This window comes from Serratia sp. TSO36, from assembly GCF_057808395.1.
Genome location: NZ_JBJZOU010000021.1, coordinates 166,329 through 183,010 on the forward strand (window position 1 = coordinate 166,329; position 16,682 = coordinate 183,010).

Annotated in this window: 14 protein-coding genes; 4 read left to right on the forward strand and 10 right to left on the reverse strand. The window is 60.5% G+C overall.

From position 1 onward, the window contains the following. Window positions 1-17: 17 nt before the first annotated feature. The 4 genes from ACK3CV_RS18340 to ACK3CV_RS18355 form a co-directional block, all read right to left on the reverse strand. Window positions 18-2,258, reverse strand: coding sequence for a TonB-dependent receptor domain-containing protein (locus ACK3CV_RS18340; RefSeq protein WP_126192473.1), 2,241 nt, complete (start codon window positions 2,256-2,258; stop codon window positions 18-20). A 121-nt stretch (window positions 2,259-2,379) separates the two neighbouring features. Further along, window positions 2,380-4,506 carry a S9 family peptidase gene (locus ACK3CV_RS18345; protein ID WP_164141933.1) on the reverse strand — a complete coding sequence of 709 codons (2,127 nt, stop codon included), beginning with the start codon at window positions 4,504-4,506 and terminating at the stop codon, window positions 2,380-2,382. Window positions 4,507-4,560: 54 nt separating this feature from the next. Further along, window positions 4,561-5,364 carry a TonB family protein gene (locus ACK3CV_RS18350; protein WP_060424427.1) on the reverse strand — a complete coding sequence of 268 codons (804 nt, stop codon included), beginning with the start codon at window positions 5,362-5,364 and terminating at the stop codon, window positions 4,561-4,563. A 102-nt stretch (window positions 5,365-5,466) separates the two neighbouring features. Then, complete coding sequence (locus ACK3CV_RS18355; protein ID WP_164141957.1) at window positions 5,467-6,306, reverse strand: ChaN family lipoprotein; 840 nt, start codon at window positions 6,304-6,306, stop codon at window positions 5,467-5,469. Between the two features lie 177 nt (window positions 6,307-6,483). On the opposite strand from ACK3CV_RS18355, the gene mmuP reads away from it, so the two are divergent. After that, window positions 6,484-7,893, forward strand: a complete 1,410-nt coding sequence (gene mmuP / locus ACK3CV_RS18360) for an S-methylmethionine permease (protein WP_033635472.1) — start codon at window positions 6,484-6,486, stop codon at window positions 7,891-7,893. Continuing rightward, entirely contained in the window at window positions 7,883-8,821 is a 939-nt protein-coding gene (mmuM, locus tag ACK3CV_RS18365; protein WP_049195473.1) for a homocysteine S-methyltransferase, read from the forward strand. The genes mmuP and mmuM overlap by 11 nt, the downstream gene beginning before the upstream one ends. A 50-nt stretch (window positions 8,822-8,871) precedes the next feature. Here mmuM and maeB read toward each other — a convergent pair whose 3' ends face one another. From maeB to ACK3CV_RS18390, 5 genes are all read right to left on the reverse strand, one after another. Continuing rightward, a complete protein-coding gene (gene maeB, locus ACK3CV_RS18370; RefSeq protein WP_033635475.1) occupies window positions 8,872-11,151 on the reverse strand; it encodes an NADP-dependent oxaloacetate-decarboxylating malate dehydrogenase in 2,280 nt (759 codons plus the stop codon). Window positions 11,152-11,363: 212 nt separating this feature from the next. Next, complete coding sequence (gene lysC / locus ACK3CV_RS18375) at window positions 11,364-11,537, reverse strand: Rz1-like lysis system protein LysC (RefSeq protein WP_204280387.1); 174 nt, start codon at window positions 11,535-11,537, stop codon at window positions 11,364-11,366. Continuing rightward, entirely contained in the window at window positions 11,518-11,898 is a 381-nt protein-coding gene (locus ACK3CV_RS18380) for a DUF2570 family protein (RefSeq protein ID WP_033635477.1), read from the reverse strand. Before ACK3CV_RS18380 ends, lysC begins: the two co-directional genes overlap by 20 nt. After that, window positions 11,895-12,275, reverse strand: coding sequence for an L-Ala D-Glu endopeptidase ChiX (gene chiX / locus ACK3CV_RS18385; protein ID WP_171893667.1), 381 nt, complete (start codon window positions 12,273-12,275; stop codon window positions 11,895-11,897). Before chiX ends, ACK3CV_RS18380 begins: the two co-directional genes overlap by 4 nt. 10 nt (window positions 12,276-12,285) lie before the next feature. Beyond that, window positions 12,286-12,612 carry a phage holin, lambda family gene (locus tag ACK3CV_RS18390; protein ID WP_004936551.1) on the reverse strand — a complete coding sequence of 109 codons (327 nt, stop codon included), beginning with the start codon at window positions 12,610-12,612 and terminating at the stop codon, window positions 12,286-12,288. A 292-nt stretch (window positions 12,613-12,904) separates the two neighbouring features. Here ACK3CV_RS18390 and chiB point away from each other — a divergent pair, with 292 nt between their 5' ends. Next, window positions 12,905-14,404 carry a chitinase ChiB gene (gene chiB / locus ACK3CV_RS18395; protein ID WP_033649858.1) on the forward strand — a complete coding sequence of 500 codons (1,500 nt, stop codon included), beginning with the start codon at window positions 12,905-12,907 and terminating at the stop codon, window positions 14,402-14,404. Between the two features lie 85 nt (window positions 14,405-14,489). On the opposite strand, the gene ACK3CV_RS18400 is transcribed toward chiB, so the two are convergent. Beyond that, complete coding sequence (locus ACK3CV_RS18400; RefSeq protein ID WP_033635481.1) at window positions 14,490-15,431, reverse strand: LysR family transcriptional regulator; 942 nt, start codon at window positions 15,429-15,431, stop codon at window positions 14,490-14,492. A gap of 404 nt (window positions 15,432-15,835) precedes the next feature. Here ACK3CV_RS18400 and cbp21 point away from each other — a divergent pair, with 404 nt between their 5' ends. Next, entirely contained in the window at window positions 15,836-16,429 is a 594-nt protein-coding gene (cbp21, locus tag ACK3CV_RS18405; protein ID WP_033635482.1) for a chitin-binding protein/chitosanase CBP21, read from the forward strand. Window positions 16,430-16,682 lie beyond the last annotated feature (253 nt).

Consider the following 16,682-nt stretch of genomic DNA (forward strand, 5'->3'; position numbering starts at 1 on the left):
CCCTGCTCTGCTGCGGTTTAGAAGCGCACCTCCCCACCGAAGATATAGGTGCGCCCACGGGCGGTGTTGGTCGGCGTCTCATACTGCGACTGCGACGGCAGCGAGTTCATCTTGTTCAGCGCGTCCGAATAGTCTTTGTCCATCAGGTTTTGCACGCTGAGCTTGAGCAACAGATTGCGATTCACCTGATAGGTGCCGTACAGATCGATAATGGTCGGAATATGCGGCGCCGGCTCTTTTAGCAACTGTTCATTCTCATCGTAATCAGAGTCAGGCGACAGGCGCACCGACTTGCCGGTGTATTTCACCACCCCGCCCAGCGTCAACGTCTCGTCCAGCAGGCGTACCCCGCTGTCCAGCGTGAAGTAAAACTCCGGCAGTTCGCTGATATCGCCCGCGCCGAACACGTTGCTGGCCTGGTTGGTCGGCTGGGAGGTATGCTCCTTGCTTAATGACAGCTTGGTAAAGGCGAAACCGGCGTCGTACAGCGCTTCGAGCTCCACCCCGCGCATTTTGACCGGTTCTGGGGCGTTGCTGTACATGGTCATGCTGACGTTGACGTCCGCATTATCCCACTCCTCCTGCGTCGCCTGCGAACGGTTGCATTTCTGGCGGTTTTTACACACCAGGTAGGTTTGGCTGGATATGTAGTTTTTGATCCTGGTTTCGAAATAGACCGCTTTCAGTTGGAAGCTGTCCTGCTTGAACAACAGATCGTGGGCATTGGCGTTGAAACCGCCCTGCCAGGTCTCCGCTTTTTCGCCTTTCAGGAACGGGTTCATCGACTGGCCGCCGCTGTTGGCGAAGAACACCTCCTGGATATTCGGCCCGCGCATCGACTTGCTGTAGCTGACGAACGGCTGCAGCCACGGCGTCACCTGCGCCGACAGCATGACCGACGGATTGAAACCCTGTTCATTGCGAGTGATATTGCTGGCGCCTTGCGGGAAGCACTCTACGCGTTCGTCACAGGCCGGCTTATAGCCGGAGAGGCGATAGGCGGTGTAGTTCAGATCGAAATTCCCCTGCCAGATGCCGTAGTTGGCCTGCAACCCACTGTACAGGCTGGAGATATCTTGTTTGCCGGCAATGCCCACCGGCATGCTTTCCGCCTGATTGTCATCCGTCACCAAACCGGAGGCCTTTTTCTTATACTCATTGCGCACCAGCTTGCCGCCGTAGCTGAAGGCGAAATCGACATCCTGCAGGCTGAAACGGCTGGTGTTGTTGATATCCAGCGCATCGGAGATGTTTTTCGCCGTGCTGTCGCTGAATCCCGCCATGTTGTCGGACATAAATTGCTGCTTGCCGCGGCTGGTGCTGGCGGTCAGGTTGAAATCGATCAGTTCCGAGAACGGCGCGTAGTGGTATTTAAGGTAGAAATCGTCGCTGTCGATGTGGCGGCGGGTGATTTTATTCTGGTAGCTGCGCGCCGACAGTTCGATGCTGTTGAAGGCATCCGGCTTGATGTCCACCTTGAACAGCTGGGATTTCGGGTTCTGACGATAGGTTTTATCGACGTTGAACACCTCGCTGTCGAAACCGGCGCCGTTTTTGTAGTTGGAGGTGATGGAGCTGCCGCTGATCGCCGCCATCGCCCCCAGGCTGCCGCCGTCGGCAAAGGCGGCGGTTTTGGCGCCCACGGCGATCATGCCGCTGCGGCCGATGCCGTTATTGCCCACCGAGAATTTGGTGCGCACGCCGAACGGGTTATCGGAAAATACTACGTCGTCCACGCCGATAGTGCGGAAGTTGGCGCTGCCCGCCAGGGCGTTCACCCCAGCGGAGCCGGTGGCATTGCCGCGCGCCACGTCGACGCCGACGATAAAGTTAGGATCGATCAGCGCCCCGAACTGGCTGGTGGGCAATCCCCCGTGCGCTGCGTCGCTCGGCGAGTTGCCGTAGTAGTTTTGCGTGATGCCATCGACCATGGTGTTGACCCGGCCAAAGCCGCTCAGGCCGCGGATATTGACGCTGACCGATCCCTGGCCGGGATCGATCTGGGTATAGGTACCCGGCATGCTGCGCAGAATGCTGTCCACCGACTCCAGATTCTTGTTTTCGTCGCGCGAGCTGAACGCACCTGGCCTCGCCAACGCGTCTTTTTCGCTGCTGTTGCCGCTGTCGGCGGCCGAGACGTTGAGCGGGCTGAACGCCACGCTGCCTTTATTATTTTCCGCCTGTTCCTGCGCGGCCGCAGCCGGCCCGTACAGCGCCAGTCCCGCGCCGATCAGGCTCGCTATCATTTTGATTTTCATATATCCCCAGAAATAGCCAATAAGGTTTGATGGCCGACAATGCCCAGCAAAAAGCCCGCCGAAAGCGCGGTAAAAGATTGTTATTGTTTTATTGCGCCGCAGCGTGCCGCGGCGCTGAAGGTTATTTCTGCGCCTGCCGATCCGCCGCCAAAATAAAGGCGTACTCCAGCGCGCCGTTTTCCAGCCTCGCCAGGCGGCCCGATTTGCCGCCGTGGCCGGCGGTCATGTCGGTGGAGAGCAGCAGCAGCGAATCGCCCTGCTTGAAGCGCCGCAGCTTCGCCACCCATTTGGCCGGCTCCCAATACTGCACCTGCGAGTCGTACAAGCCGCTGGTAACCAGCAGGTTCGGGTAACGCTGCTTGCGCACGTTGTCGTACGGGCTGTAGGACTTCATCAGCGCATAGGCGGCCGGCTGGTGCGGGTTGCCCCACTCCTCGTACTCCCCGGTGGTGAGCGGAATGCTGTCGTCCAGCATGGTGGTCACCACGTCGACGAACGGCACCTGCGCCACCACCGCGTTGTACAGCTGCGGCGCCTGATTGATCACCGCACCCATCAGCAAGCCGCCGGCGCTGCCGCCCATGGCGTAGATGCGCCCCGGCTGGCCGTAGCCGTCTTTGATCAGCGCCTGGGTGGCGTCGATGAAGTCGTTGAAGCTGTTCGGTTTGTGCGTCAGCTTGCCCTGCTTGTACCAGCTCTGCCCCAGCTCCCCGCCGCCGCGCACGTGGATCAGCGCATAGACGAAGCCGCGATCCAGCAGGCTGATGCGGTTGGCGCTGAACGCCGGATCCATGCTCATGCCGTAAGCACCGTAGCCGTACACCAGCAGCGGGTTATGCCCGTTTTTGAACAGCGATGTGCGGTACACCAGCGAGACCGGCACCTTCACGCCGTCGCGCGCCGTGACCCAGATGCGCTCGCTGTGATACAGGCTGGGATCGACGCCTTTCACTTCCTGCTGCTTCAGCAGGGTGCGCTCGCCCTTGTTCAGATCCCACTCATAGGTGCGGGTCGGCGTGGTCATCGCCGAATAGCCGTAGCGCAACCGATCGCTGTCCGGCTCGGGGTTATAGCCCAGCCAGGCCATGTAGCTGGCGTCGTCGAACGGGATGGCGCGCTCGGTTTTGCCGTCCCAGCTGATTTGCCGCAGCTGCACCAGCCCGTTGGCGCGCTCCTGCACCACCAGCCAGTCGCGGAACAGGCTGAAGTTCTCCACCTCGTGCTGCGCCTGCGGTGCGATCAGCGTCTGCCAGGGTTTGCCCGCCGCCGCCGTGCGGTACAGGCCGAAGTTCGGATCCTGATGGTTGGAACGCAGATAGAACTCGCCGCGGTAGTGATCGAGATAGTACTCGCGGCCGTTCTGCCGGGCGGCGAACAGCTGCGGCTCGCGCTGCGGCTGGTTGGCGTCGATCAGGCGCACTTCGGAGGTGGTGTTGCCGCTGATGGTCAGAATCAGGTAATCACGCGAGGACGAGCGGCCGAGGCTGAGGTAGAACGCCGGATCGTTTTCCTGGTACACCAGCTTATCTTCCGCCGTCGGCGTCCCGTACTGATGGCGATAAACCTGGTATGGCAACAGCGTTTGCGGGTGGTTGCGCACGTAGAACAGGGTTTGGTTGTCGTTGGCCCATACCATGTTGCCGGAGGTGTTTTCCAGCGTTTCCGGCGACCAGCGTTCACTGCCTATCTCGCGCAGGGAGATGCGGTATTGGCGGCGGCCCTGCAGATCTTCGGCCACCGCTAGCCGGCGGTTGTCCTGGCTGACGTCCATCGCCCCCAGGCGATAGTAGGCGTGGCCGGCCGCGCGCTGATTGGCGTCCAGCAAGGTTTGCCACGGCGCGTCGGCGGTGAGCGCCTGGCGCTGATACCGCGCGAAATCTTTACCGGCGGCGTAGCTTTCCTGATAGCGATAGCCGTTGAGCTGATACGGCACCGAACGATCGTCAGGGTTCATGCGGCCCAGTATCTCCTGATACAGCGTGGCGCGCAGCTTTTGGTACGGCGCCATCATCTGCTCGGTGTAGCGGTTCTCCGCCTTCAGGTAGTCCAGCACCTTCTGCTCTTTTCGGCTGTCGTCGCGCAGCCAGTAGTAATCGTCGATGCGCGTCTCGCCGTGGGCGGTCAGCGCTTTCGGCGCGCGTTCCGCCAACGGCGGCTGCGGTTGCGCCAGCGCGGCGCCGGCGACGCCTAAAGAAAGCCAGAGCGCGGCCACGATGCGACGGCGCGGGGTGGATAACAGCGGATTCATAATCCCTCACGAAGTTTGAAAAGGCGGACGACGGCGATGCGGCGCCTGCGGGCATTAACGGCGGGCATTCAGCTCCGCCAGATTGAAATCGATCGGCATCGTCACCCTGACGGCCCCCTGCTGCAGCATCTCCGGCGGCGGCGGCGGCAACGGCTGAGCGCGCGACACCACCGCTACCGCTTCCCGATCCAGCGACGCAGTGCCGGAGCGCACCAGCAGCGTAACGTTCGAGACCCGCCCCTGCGCGTCGACGCTGAAACTGACCTGCGGCATGCCGCTGCGCCGGCGGCTGCGGGCATCCAAAGGGTAATCCTTGATGCGGTTCAGTTTGCCTTTCACCAGGCTCTCCCACGACAGTTTGGCCTGCGCGTTGCTGTTGGCGTCGCTGTTGATCGGTGCGGCGGTCTGGTGAGAGAGCGTCTGCGCCTGCGGCGCGGCGGCGCTGGACGCGGCGGCGTTGCGCGTCTCTTTGGCCTGTTCCTGCGGCTTAGGCTGCGGCTGCGTTTTTTGCGGGGGGCGGCGTTCGGCGCGCTTCTTCTCCGCCGTCACGATTTTCGCTTTCTCGGCGCGCGCCAGCTTGGGCAGATCCGGCTGTTGCTGCTGCTCCGCCGGCTGCGCCGCAGCGGATTCCGCCTGCTGCACACCCAGCGGCAGCGGCTTGCTTTCCGGCGCTTCAATCTGCGCCGCCCAGCTCATCATCACCGCCGGCGGTGGCAACACCACCGGCTCCAGCGCCGTCTGCGGCCAGTAAAACAGCAGCACCAACGCCGCGTGCGCCGCCAGAGCGAGCAGCAGGCCGCGCGCCCAGCGCGGCTGCGGCAGTTCAAAGGCCGGGAGGGAGTAAGACTGACTTAACATAGGGGCATTAGCTTGCTTAATTGCGAATGATTGCAGATCACATTTACTAATGATAATCATTTGCAACTATAATTAACACCCCTTTTCACTCTCTTAACGTATTCATTTCACTGATGGTGTGATCCACAGGTAGTCTGCGGTGTTCGCATCGACCTGTACGCCCGGCTCCGCCAGCATCAGCACCGTCAGCGCCGCCGCCGGTTGCAGATCCCGCACGTGCAGCGGCACCCCCACCGATTTGGCGGCGTGATAGCCACCGGCGATCAACAGCGCGGGCGTGGGCGCCGCCAGCAGGCGCTCAGCCATGCGCCGGTCGCGCTGCTGCTGGATCGCCAGCATCGCACGCAACTGGTCGGCCTCAATCTTGCCGCCGTGCGAAGTGCGGATGGTCTCTTCCAGCGCCTTGCGCACCGCCGGCTGCGCCGATAGCTGCCCCGTCGGGAATTGCGGCTGCTGATACAACGCCGTAATCTCGCTGCGATCCAGATTGGCCGACCACAGCGGGTAAGGCGCGCGCATCGCCGCCATCGTCACCCCGCCATACAGCGCCCACTTCCAGCCCGGCTGCCAGGCGATCAGCTCCGCTACGCGGCCGTCGCGCACCGTCGGATCGCTCTGCAACCACTGCTTGACCTTGTCGACCTGCGCCTGTTGGTTCGGGTTGATCATCTCCATCAGCACGCTGCCCTGCGGCCGCCGCTGCGGCAGTTGCTGCACCAGCCATTGCTCAATCTGATGGTGGTAAGGATTGTCATGTTTCTCACCCAGGATCACCCGCGGCTGCTGCGCCAATCGCGTCAACAGCTGCTCCGGCGTCAGGGTCGCGCCGCTGTGCAGATCGGTGATGCTCCCCAAACTCGCGACGTCGTTGGCCGGCGCCTTCACCGGCGCCTGGCTACAGGCGCCGAGCGCCAACGCCGCCAATAAAATCAGGTATCTCATCATGTTGCCCCATTATCGAAAATGGCGACATTATAGATAATAATTATCATTTGCATATAGATCCGGCTTAACGATTTTTTTACGCGGCGATCGCCGGCTGTGCATTGCGTTGAAAAAACATTGCGGGTATAACCAATAGCCATTCAGATATTTAGACGTCTATACGGATAGATTATTATGCAACCATCGGCACCCGCCGCAGGACAGTTCAAACGCAGCATGAAGGCCCGGCACCTGGTGATGCTGTCGCTGGGCGGCGTGATCGGCACCGGGCTGTTTTTCAACACCGGCTACATCATCTCCACCACCGGGGCGCTCGGCACGCTGCTGGCCTACCTGATCGGCGCGCTGGTGGTGTATCTGGTGATGCTGTGCCTGGGCGAGCTGTCGGTGGCGATGCCGGAAACCGGCGCTTTTCACGTCTATGCTTCGCGCTATCTGGGGCCGGCCACCGGCTATACCGTCGCCTGGCTGTATTGGCTCACCTGGACGGTGGCGCTCGGCTCCAGCCTGACCGCCGCCGGATTCTGCATGCAGTACTGGTTCCCGCAGTCGCCGGTGTGGCTGTGGTGTTTGATCTTCTGCGTGGCCATTTTCCTGCTTAACGTGGTGACCACCCGCTTTTTCGCCGAAAGCGAATTCTGGTTTTCGCTGATCAAAGTGGTTACCATTCTGGCGTTTATCATTCTGGGCGGCGCCGCCATGTTCGGCCTGCTGCCGATGAAAGACGGTACCCCGGCGCCGTTCCTGCATAACCTGACCGCTTCCGGCTGGCTGCCGCACGGCACGCTGCCGATCCTGATGACCATGGTGGCGGTGAACTTCGCCTTCTCCGGCACGGAACTGATCGGCATCGCCGCCGGCGAAACCGAGAACCCGGAAAAAGTCGTGCCGCTGGCGATCCGCACCACGGTGATCCGCCTGATGCTGTTCTTTATCGGCACGGTCTTCGTGCTGGCGGCGTTGATCCCGATGGATCAGGCGGGGATCGTCAAAAGCCCGTTCGTGCTGGTGTTTGAACGCATCGGCGTGCCTTACGCCGCCGATATCTTCAACTTCGTGATCCTGACCGCCATCCTGTCGGCGGCCAACTCCGGCCTGTACGCCTCCGGGCGCATGCTGTGGTCGCTGGCCCACCAGCGCACCCTGCCGGCCTACTTTGCGCGCGTCAATGCGCGCGGCATTCCGATCAACGCCCTGACCTTCAGCATGCTCGGCGGCGTGCTGGCGCTGCTGACCAGCGTGATCGCGCCGGACACGGTGTTTGTCGCCCTGTCGGCGATCTCCGGTTTTGCGGTGGTGGCGGTGTGGCTGAGCATCTGCGCGGCCCACTATGCTTTCCGCCGCGCCTACCTGCGCAGCGGCCAGCCGATAAGCGGCCTGAAATACCGCGCGCCCGGCTACCCATTGACGCCGATCCTCGGCTTTGCGCTGTGCCTGCTGGCCTGTATCGGGCTGGCGTTCGATCCGGAGCAGCGCATTGCGCTCTACTGTGGGCTGCCGTTCGTCGCCCTGTGCTACCTCACCTATTTCCTGACCCGGCGCGCCGGGCAAAAAACCGCTTTGGGAGAACAACATGTCGGTTAACAACCCCGTCGCCCGCCTGCTGGCCGAACATCCTACGCTGATCCTGGACGGCGCGCTGGCCACCGAGCTGGAAGCGCGCGGCTGCGATCTGACCGATCCGCTGTGGTCGGCCAAGGTGCTGATTGAAAATCCCGAGCTTATCTATCAGGTGCATCTCGATTATTTCAACGCCGGCGCCCAATGCGCCATCACCGCCAGCTATCAGGCCACGCCGCAGGGCTTCTTGCGCCGCGACCTGGATCAGGAGCAATCGCTGGCGCTGATCGCCAAAAGCGTGCAGCTGGCGCAGCGGGCGCGCCGCGATTATCTGGCCGCGCACCCGCAGGCCGCGCCGCTGCTGATCGCCGGTTCGGTGGGCCCGTACGGCGCCTATCTGGCCGACGGCTCGGAATACCGCGGCGATTACCGGCTGGCGCAGGATGACATGATGGCCTTCCACCGCCCGCGCATCGCCGCCCTGGCGGCCGCCGGCGTCGATCTGCTGGCCTGCGAAACGCTGCCGTCGTTCGCCGAACTGCAGGCGCTGCTGACGCTGCTGCAGGAATTCCCGACGCTCGGCGCCTGGTTCGCCTTTACCCTGCGCGGCAGTCAACATCTCAGCGACGGTACGCCGCTGACGGAGGTCCTGTCCGCGCTGCGCGGCAACCCGCAGGTGTTGGCCATCGGCATCAACTGCATCGCGCTGGACAAGGTCGCCCCGGCGCTGCGTCAGCTGAACGCGCTGGCCGACAAGCCGCTGCTGGTTTACCCGAACTCCGGCGAGCACTACGATGCGGTAAGCAAAACCTGGCACGCCTGCAGCGGCGAGCACGGCAGCCTGGCCGATCAGGCGGCGGAGTGGCGCGCGCTCGGCGCACAATTGATCGGCGGCTGTTGCCGCACCACCCCGCAGGATATCCGCGCCATCGCTGCGCGCTGCAAGGCATAAAAAAAGCCCCCGGCGCCAGCGGCGCAGGGGGCCAGTCACTCAACCCGGGCTTACAGCGGCTGGGTTTGGGCTTCCACCACCGCCAGCGCCACCATGTTGACGATGCGGCGCACCGAGGCGATCGGCGTCAGGATGTGCACCGGCTTGGCGACCCCCATCAGCACCGGCCCGACGGTCACCCCTTCCGAGCAGGAGACGCGCAGCAGGTTGTAGCTAATGCGCGCCGCTTCCATGTTCGGCATGATCAGCAGGTTGGCCGAGCCTTTCAGCGGGCTGTCCGGCATCAGATCGTGACGGATGCTTTCCACCAATGCGGCGTCGCCGTGCATTTCGCCGTCGATCTCCAGCTCGGGCGCCAGCTCGTTCACCAGCTCCAGCGTTTTGCGCATCTTGCGCGCCGCCGGGCAGTCGGAAGAGCCGAAGCTGGAGTGAGACAGCAGCGCCACCTTAGGTTCGATACCAAAGCGGCGCACGGTTTCCGCCGCCATCAGGGTGATCTCCGCCAGCTGTTCCGGGGTCGGATCGTCGTTGACGTAGGTGTCGGCGATAAAGGTGTTGCCGCTCGGCAGCAGCAGCGCGTTCATCGCGCCGGCGACGTGCGCGCCTTCACGGAAGCCGAACACGTTCTTCACCACGTCGTAATGCTCGTGGTAGCTGCCGATGGTGCCGCAGATCATCGCGTCCGCTTCGCCGCGGTGCAGCATGATGGCGGCGATCAGCGTCGGGTTACCGATCACCGCACGGCGCGCCTGCTCTTGCGAGACGCCGCGGCGTTTCATGATCTGGTAGTACTCGCCCCAGTATTCGTTAAAGCGCGGATCCGACTCGTTATTCACCACTTCGAAATCCTTGCCCGGCGTCAGCTGCAGACCCAATTTTTTCAGGCGCATCTCGATCACGCTCGGGCGGCCGACCAGGATCGGGAAGGCCAGCCCCTGTGACACCAGTTCCTGCGTGGCGTGCAGCACGCGCTCTTCCTCGCCTTCCGCCAGCACCACCCGCTTCACCTCTTTGCGCGCCTGCGAGAAGATCGGCTTCATGAACAGGTTGGTTTTGTAGACGAACTCCGCCAGCTTCTCGACGTAAGCGTCGAAGTCTTCGATCGGGCGCGTCGCCACGCCGGAGTCCATCGCCGCCTTGGCTACCGCCGGCGCGATCTTGACGATCAGGCGCGGATCGAACGGTTTCGGGATGATGTATTCCGGCCCGAAGGAGAGATCCTGATCGTCATAGGCGGAAGCCACCACGTCGCTCTGCTCCGCCAGCGCCAGATCGGCGATGGCGTGCACGCAGGCCAGCTTCATCTCTTCGTTGATGGTGGTGGCGCCCACGTCCAGCGCGCCGCGGAAGATGAACGGGAAGCACAGGACGTTGTTCACCTGGTTCGGGTAATCGGAACGGCCGGTACAGATGATGGCGTCCGGACGCACCGCTTTGGCCAGCGGCGGCAGAATTTCCGGTTCCGGGTTGGCCAGCGCCATGATCAGCGGATCGCGCGCCATGGTTTTCACCATATCCTGCGTCAAGACGCCCGGGCCGGAGCAGCCGAGGAAGATGTCGGCGTTCGGGATGGCGTCGCCCAGCGTGCGCTGGCCGTTATCCTCGATGGCGTAGGCGGCTTTGGTCTGCTCCATATTGGCGTCGCGGCCTTTATAGATGACGCCCTTGGAGTCGCAAACGGTGATGTTCTGTTGCCGCAGCCCCAGCGCCACCAGCAGGTTCAGGCAGGCGATGGAGGCCGCGCCGGCGCCGGACACCACCAGGCGTACGTCGGAGATATTCTTCTTCACCACGCGCAGGCCGTTGAGCACCGCCGCAGTGGTGATGATCGCCGTGCCGTGCTGGTCGTCGTGGAACACCGGGATCTTCATGCGCTCGCGCAGTTTCTGTTCGATGTAGAAACACTCCGGCGCCTTGATGTCTTCCAGGTTGATGCCGCCGAAGGTCGGTTCCAGCGCGGCGATAATGTCGATCAATTTGTCAGGGTTATGCTCATCCACTTCGATATCAAACACATCGATACCGGAAAACTTCTTGAACAAAACGCCCTTGCCTTCCATCACCGGCTTACCGGCCAACGCGCCGATATTGCCCAGACCCAGTACCGCCGTGCCGTTGGAAATCACCGCCACCAGGTTGCCGCGCGCGGTGTATTTGTAGGCTGCCAACGGATCTTCGGCGATCTCGAGGCAAGGCGCGGCGACGCCCGGTGAATAGGCCAACGCCAGATCGCGCTGGGTCGCCAACGGTTTGGTGGGGGAAACCTGGATCTTCCCTGGGACAGGAAACTGATGGAAATCAAGGGCACTCTGTTTGAGCTGTTCGTCCATTATGGATTCCTTTGTTTTTTGCTTTTATGTTGAGGTAAGGCTTTGAGGCTGCGCCCTGCCGTGGGCCGTGGCGCCCAAGTACAATGACAGGGCGCAGCCTTGAAGTATAGTGAGAGAAACATCACAAACTTTGAAGCGCGCCATAACCTTGGCCGAAAGACCGTTTTAAAAGTAAAAAAAGGATCGCGAGACGAGTCGGAGAAGCGCCGCCGTCAGCGTGGCGGCAGCGTGGCGCGCCAGGCGTTGAGCGTCTCCACCTGGCCGGCGCAAATGTGTAACGAGGTTTGTAACGCCAGGGTATAGCTTACCGCATCGCCCCAGGTATCCCCTTGCAGCCGCGGTTGCTCACAGGGCGCGAACACCGATTCAGGGGGCAACAGCGGCACGGCCTGCAGCGCCGGCGGCCGGGCGCAGGAGCTCAAGCACAGCGCCAGGCAGAGGCTGAGCGGCGCACGGATCGTTTTTAATCGCTTCACGGTATTTCCTCTGATAAGCCTCGTGTTGTTGGCGCAGCTGCCGTTCCTGCCGCTGCTGCGCCGCCATCAGCGCACGGTTTTGCGCATCCTGGGTCTGCAGGGTGGCGATCAGCCCGGCCTGCTGCGCCAGGCTTTTCTGTAGCTCCGCCGCCTGTTGGCGCGCGGACGCCAACTGGTGCGACAGCAGCGAGCTGTAGCCGCCGAGGCAGATGGCCGCCAGCAACAGCAGCAGCAACCCGCCCTGCATCAGTTTTTGCAGCCAGCCGCTCATGCCGGATAGTCCCGGAACGCCAGCTGGAAGTGCGGGCCATCCTTGAGGGTTTTCCACTCGCCGCCCCATTCGACGTTGACCCCGCATTCACGCGCCGCGCGCCGCACCGCCACCGCAATCTGCGCGTAGTAATCCCACTCCCAGGAGACCACGCCCGCCGGCATCGCCACCACGTCCACCGCGTGACCGGTCAGATGGCGGCTGCGCAGCGTTTGGCTGCTGCCGGCGCGCACCATTTCCCGTTGGCGCGCCATGCTGCGCAGCCCCTCGCTGACGGAAAACGGCACCAGCGAATAACGCAGCGCCAGACGAATAACGCGCACCAGATCCGGGTGCACGCCGCGCAGGTTCTCTTCGCTGCGGGCGGTAAAACGAATCTCTTCGATGTCATTTAACATTTTTAAACCCCGTCTTTTTGCCGATGAATTTTTTAATTAAGGCGTTGATGTAATCTGCCCCCATAAAGCCAATCAGTACGCTGGCCAAATTCGCCCACTTTAATTCCAGGCCCATCAGCGCCAGCGCATCGCGCACCGTCCAGGCCAATAACGCGCACATCGCCGCATTCAATAAACGGCGCCGAATACCCACGTTGCGGTAAGCGCCGTGCAATAGCGCCATGACGCCGGCCAAAATGGCGTTTAATACCGGCTGAAGATATTCACATACTCGCTGGACTATTAAGCCAACAGCGTCAGGCTCTATGCTGGACATAGCTCATCTCCTTTTTTATTTTTAATTAAATGCCAATCACGGCCGGTGGGACATCGGATAATCAGAATCTAGTTAAGGATGCTATTACAAAGCAAATGAATAAATACAGGCCCTATGGTCGAATTCATTCATGCTGAGCGTTGGCACAACGCATAAGCGCCAATATTGACGGCAATGAATAAAATTTCATTGTTATCGTGATTTATTTCGACTTTCGTTTTCACGAAAAATAAACATTAATGGCTGCGGGAAATATGTCCCATCTTAAAAACATCCACTCTGGAGAAATACCATGTCCACACGCAAAGCCGTTATTGGGTATTATTTTATTCCGACCAACCAAATCAATAATTACACCGAGTCCGATACGTCCGTCGTGCCGTTCCCGGTATCCAACATCACACCGGCCAAAGCCAAACAGCTGACGCACATCAACTTCTCGTTCCTGGATATCAACAGCAACCTGGAATGCGCCTGGGATCCGGCCACCAACGATGCCAAGGCGCGCGATGTGGTCAACCGCCTGACCGCGCTCAAGGCGCACAATCCCAGCCTGCGCATCATGTTCTCCATCGGCGGTTGGTACTACTCCAACGATCTGGGCGTGTCGCACGCCAACTACGTCAACGCGGTGAAAACCCCGGCCTCGCGCACCAAGTTTGCCCAATCCTGCGTGCGCATCATGAAGGATTACGGCTTCGACGGCGTGGACATCGACTGGGAGTACCCGCAGGCCTCAGAAGTGGACGGTTTCATCGCCGCGCTGCAAGAGATCCGCACCCTGTTGAATCAGCAAACCGTCGCCGACGGCCGCCAGGCGCTGCCGTATCAGTTGACTATCGCCGGCGCCGGCGGCGCCTTCTTCCTGTCGCGCTATTACAGCAAGCTGGCGCAGATCGTCGCGCCGCTCGATTACATCAACCTGATGACCTACGATCTGGCCGGCCCCTGGGAGAAGATCACCAACCACCAGGCGGCGCTGTTCGGCGACGCGGCCGGGCCGACCTTCTACAACGCGCTGCGCGAAGCCAATCTGGGCTGGAGCTGGGAAGAGCTGACCCGCGCCTTCCCCAGCCCGTTCAGCCTGACGGTCGACGCCGCGGTGCAGCAACACCTGATGATGGAAGGCGTGCCGAGCGCCAAGATCGTGATGGGCGTCCCCTTCTACGGCCGCGCCTTCAGGGGCGTCAGCGGCAGCAACGGCGGCCAGTACAGCAGCCACAGCACGCCGGGCGAAGATCCGTATCCGGGCACCGATTACTGGCTGGTGGGCTGCGAAGAGTGCGTGCGCGACAAGGATCCGCGCATCGCCTCCTATCGCCAGCTGGAGCAGATGCTGCAGGGCAACTACGGCTATCAGCGGTTGTGGAACGACAAGACGAAAACCCCTTACCTGTATCATGCGCAGAACGGGCTGTTCGTCACCTATGACGATGCCGAAAGCTTCAAATACAAAGCGAAGTACATCAAGCAGCAGCAGCTGGGCGGCGTGATGTTCTGGCATCTGGGGCAAGACAACCGCAACGGCGATCTGCTGGCCGCGCTGGATCGCTATTTCAACGCCGCGGACTACGACGACAGCCAGCTGGATATGGGCACCGGCCTGCGTTACACCGGCGTCGGCCCCGGCAACCTGCCGATCATGACCGCGCCGGCCTACGTGCCGGGCACCACTTACGCGCAGGGCGCGCTGGTGTCCTATCAGGGTTACGTCTGGCAGACCAAATGGGGTTACATCACCTCGGCGCCCGGTTCCGACAGCGCCTGGCTGAAGGTGGGCCGCGTGGCGTAAGCCATAAAAAAACCCCGTAGCCGAGCGCTGCGGGGTTTTCATTGAGTTAACCGTTTGATTTTCGCGTCCCTTCGTCTCTATTCCTTCAGTTGTGGCACCAAGGATAGCCGCCATCCCGCACCACTTCGCGGCCCATCAGGCTGTAAACATCGCTTTTGCGCGTCAGCCGCTCATGCCACCAGTTAAACCCGGCGCCCTTGCTGGCCGGATGCCACGCCAGCCAAATCATTTCGTCGCCCTTTTGCATCTCCACCGGCACCGTCACCAGTTCGCCGCTGGCCAGTTCCTTTTCGATCAGCGACGGCGGCAGAAAAGCGTGGCCGATGCCGCGTTTGAGCAACGCCAGGTTGCTTTCCACGTCGCACACCACCAGTTGGCGCTGCAAAGGCAACGTGCCGTGATTGCGTTTGGGCAGTTCATGGCTGCTGTCGGCGATCGCAACCACGATGTCGTTCAAGCGCTGCTTCTTGCACACCGGCTTTTTCTGCGCCGCGAACGGATGCGAGGGCGACACGCACAGCACAAAGTTGAGCTTGCCAAGCATCAGGGTTTTGGCCTGTACGCTGTCGGGGATTTGGCCGATGGCGATGATCAGATCCGCCCGGTTGTTCTTCAGCGCATCCCAGGTGCCGTTCAGCGCTTCTCGCTGCACCGAGATATTGGCGTTCGGGCAATGCTGAATATAGTCGCGGATATCCTGTGTCAGGGTTTCCAACGGGAAGAAGGTGTCCACCGCCAGGCGGATATTATTGTCCAGCTTGGGGATGTTTCTTACCCGGCTTTCCAGATCCTGCACCGCATTTAATATCCAGCTGCCCTCCTGCAGGAGAAATTCCCCTTCATCCGTCAGGGTAATCATGGGGCCATTGCGATGAAAAAGTTTCACGCAGAGTTTGCTTTCAATATTGGAAACCCGATAAGAGATTGCCGAAGGCGTTTTATGCAGCGCCTCCGCCGCCATAGAGAAAGAGCCGGTGCTCTTAATGGTGCTGATTATTTTAATCGCGTCCAGGGATAATCTAGTCATACAAATTCCTCTTTAAAATAAAACAAGAAAAATGACACTAAATTCCCAAGGTGGTGGCGCACAAAAATCGATCAAATCGAACAAGGATACTCAAGGCAACAAGCAATATACTTCATAAATGAGAGCGCTATCTTAAATACTATTCATCACGACCTGATATAAAATTCATCATAGCGCTCTATTTTTGCATTGTGACAGTTAAATAAATTCAGCCTAACGATCAAAGATCGTCATCATAATAATTTTCGTTAATAGCCGTTAAAACATTCCGCTCTACCGCACGACCAGAATGATAAAAATAAAACAAGCCGACAAGAAGGGTTATTTCCAATTACGTTATTAGCCTCTCATTTTGTCGGTGAAATACGCTCAACTTACAACATAATTTCAGTCAGGAGTGACTTATGAACAAAACTTCCCGTACCCTATTCTCTCTGGGCCTGCTGAGCGCAGCCATGTTCGGCGTTTCGCAACAGGCGAATGCTCACGGTTATGTCGAATCGCCGGCCAGCCGCGCTTATCAGTGCAAACTGCAGCTCAACACCCAGTGCGGCAGCGTGCAGTATGAACCGCAGAGCGTCGAAGGCCTGAAAGGTTTCCCGCAGGCCGGCCCGGCTGACGGCCACATCGCCAGCGCCGACAAGTCCACCTTCTTCGAACTGGATCAGCAAACGCCGACGCGCTGGAACAAGCTCAACCTGAAAACCGGCCCGAACTCCTTTACCTGGAAGCTGACCGCGCGTCACAGCACCACCAGCTGGCGCTATTTCATCACCAAGCCGAACTGGGACGCTTCGCAGCCGCTGACCCGCGCCTCCTTTGATCTGACGCCGTTCTGCCAGTTCAACGACGGCGGCGCCATCCCTGCCGCACAGGTTACCCACCAATGCAATATACCGGCAGATCGCAGCGGTTCGCACGTGATCCTTGCCGTGTGGGATATAGCCGACACCGCCAACGCCTTCTATCAGGCGATCGACGTCAACCTGAGCAAATAATCGGCCAAATGAGGCCATCTTTGAGGGTTCAGCCTGGCGCTGAACCCTTCTTTTTTTGGCTCTCGCGCCACCGCCCCCCTCGCCTCCCCCGCCGTAAACCGCGCCCCGCCTGGGTTTACTCGGCATTCATTGTTATTATCCATCGCAACAATCAGAAAAAGCGCATTTTCATTCCCGACCCGATGATGCAGTGTGTTCCCCCTATGATGAAAAAGGTTCTCATTTCCCTACGTTGAGCTTGGTCAAGGAGCTT

What these genes read in the sequence shown, in the direction of transcription:
- maeB (WP_033635475.1), bottom strand. Translation starts at nt 11,151, where the DNA reads ATGGACGAACAGCTCAAACAGAGTGCCCTTGATTTCCATCAGTTTCCT.
- ACK3CV_RS18345 (WP_164141933.1), bottom strand. Translation starts at nt 4,506, where the DNA reads ATGAATCCGCTGTTATCCACCCCGCGCCGTCGCATCGTGGCCGCGCTC.
- chiB (WP_033649858.1), top strand. Translation starts at nt 12,905, where the DNA reads ATGTCCACACGCAAAGCCGTTATTGGGTATTATTTTATTCCGACCAAC.
- ACK3CV_RS18355 (WP_164141957.1), bottom strand. Translation starts at nt 6,306, where the DNA reads ATGAGATACCTGATTTTATTGGCGGCGTTGGCGCTCGGCGCCTGTAGC.
- mmuM (WP_049195473.1), top strand. Translation starts at nt 7,883, where the DNA reads ATGTCGGTTAACAACCCCGTCGCCCGCCTGCTGGCCGAACATCCTACG.
- ACK3CV_RS18340 (WP_126192473.1), bottom strand. Translation starts at nt 2,258, where the DNA reads ATGAAAATCAAAATGATAGCGAGCCTGATCGGCGCGGGACTGGCGCTG.
- ACK3CV_RS18350 (WP_060424427.1), bottom strand. Translation starts at nt 5,364, where the DNA reads ATGTTAAGTCAGTCTTACTCCCTCCCGGCCTTTGAACTGCCGCAGCCG.
- ACK3CV_RS18380 (WP_033635477.1), bottom strand. Translation starts at nt 11,898, where the DNA reads ATGAGCGGCTGGCTGCAAAAACTGATGCAGGGCGGGTTGCTGCTGCTG.
- cbp21 (WP_033635482.1), top strand. Translation starts at nt 15,836, where the DNA reads ATGAACAAAACTTCCCGTACCCTATTCTCTCTGGGCCTGCTGAGCGCA.
- ACK3CV_RS18400 (WP_033635481.1), bottom strand. Translation starts at nt 15,431, where the DNA reads ATGACTAGATTATCCCTGGACGCGATTAAAATAATCAGCACCATTAAG.
- mmuP (WP_033635472.1), top strand. Translation starts at nt 6,484, where the DNA reads ATGCAACCATCGGCACCCGCCGCAGGACAGTTCAAACGCAGCATGAAG.
- ACK3CV_RS18390 (WP_004936551.1), bottom strand. Translation starts at nt 12,612, where the DNA reads ATGTCCAGCATAGAGCCTGACGCTGTTGGCTTAATAGTCCAGCGAGTA.